At 56.1% G+C, this 1419-nt stretch carries 1 rRNA gene; it reads left to right on the forward strand.

The features are described from left to right. A 23S ribosomal RNA gene (locus ACFWI8_RS36260) occupies nt 1–1397 on the forward strand; the annotation flags it as partial. Between the last annotated feature and the right edge of the window lie 22 nt (nt 1398–1419).

A 1419-nucleotide genomic window follows, 5' to 3' on the forward strand; every position in this document is an offset into this window, starting at 1 on the left:
TGAGGGTGAGACCTGATGCCGAGCCGATTGTGGTGAAGTGGATGATCCTATGCTGTCGAGAAAAGCCTCTAGCGATGTTTCATGGTGGCCCGTACCCTAAACCGACTCTGGTGGTCAGGTAGAGTATACCGAGGCGTTCGGGTGAACTATGGTTAAGGAACTCGGCAAATTGCCCCCGTAACTTCGGGAGAAGGGGGGCCGCTTCCGGTGATGGCATTTACTGTCGGAGCTGGGGGTGGCCGCAGAGACCAGCGAGAAGCGACTGTTTACTAAAAACACAGGTCCGTGCGAAGCTGTAAGGCGATGTATACGGACTGACGCCTGCCCGGTGCTGGAACGTTAAGGGGACCGGTTAGTTCATCTTTGGTGGGCGAAGCTGGGAACTTAAGCGCCAGTAAACGGCGGTGGTAACTATAACCATCCTAAGGTAGCGAAATTCCTTGTCGGGTAAGTTCCGACCTGCACGAATGGCGTAACGACTTCTCGGCTGTCTCAACCATAGGCCCGGTGAAATTGCATTACGAGTAAAGATGCTCGTTTCGCGCAGCAGGACGGAAAGACCCCGGGACCTTTACTATAGCTTGATATTGGTGTTCGGTTCGGTTTGTGTAGGATAGGTGGGAGACTGTGAAGCCCTCACGCCAGTGTGGGTGGAGTCGTTGTTGAAATACCACTCTGATCGTGCTGGATGTCTAACCTGGGTCCGTGATCCGGATCGGGGACAGTGTCTGGTGGGTAGTTTAACTGGGGCGGTTGCCTCCTAAAGAGTAACGGAGGCGCCCAAAGGTTCCCTCAGCCTGGTTGGTTATCAGGTGGTGAGTGTAAGTGCACAAGGGAGCTTGACTGTGAGACTGGCGGGTCGAGCAGGTGCGAAAGCAGGGACTAGTGATCCGGCGGTGGCTTGTGGGAGCGCCGTCGCTCATCGGATAAAAGGTACCCCGGGGATAACAGGCTGATCTTCCCCAAGAGTCCGTATCGACGGGATGGTTTGGCACCTCGATGTCGGCTCGTCGCATCCTGGGGCTGGAGTTGGTCCCAAGGGTTGGGCTGTTCGCCCATTAAAGCGGTACGCGAGCTGGGTTTAGAACGTCGTGAGACAGTTCGGTCCCTATCCGCTGTGCGCGTTGGAGTCTTGAGAAGGGCTGTCCCTAGTACGAGAGGACCGGGACGGACGAACCTCTGGTGTGCCAGTTGTTCTGCCAAGGGCATGGCTGGTTGGCTACGTTCGGGAGGGATAACCGCTGAAAGCATCTAAGCGGGAAGCTTGCTTCGAGATGAGGACTCCCACCCACTTGATGGGGTAAGGCTCCCTGTAGACGACGGGGTTGATAGGCCGGAGATGGAAGCCTTGTGAGAGGTGGAGTTGACCGGTACTAATAGGCCGAGGGCTTGTCCATAGATGCTCGCGTCCACTGTGAA

The organism is Streptomyces sp. NPDC127098, from assembly GCF_042722465.1.
Taxonomy (GTDB): domain Bacteria; phylum Actinomycetota; class Actinomycetes; order Streptomycetales; family Streptomycetaceae; genus Streptomyces; species Streptomyces millisiae.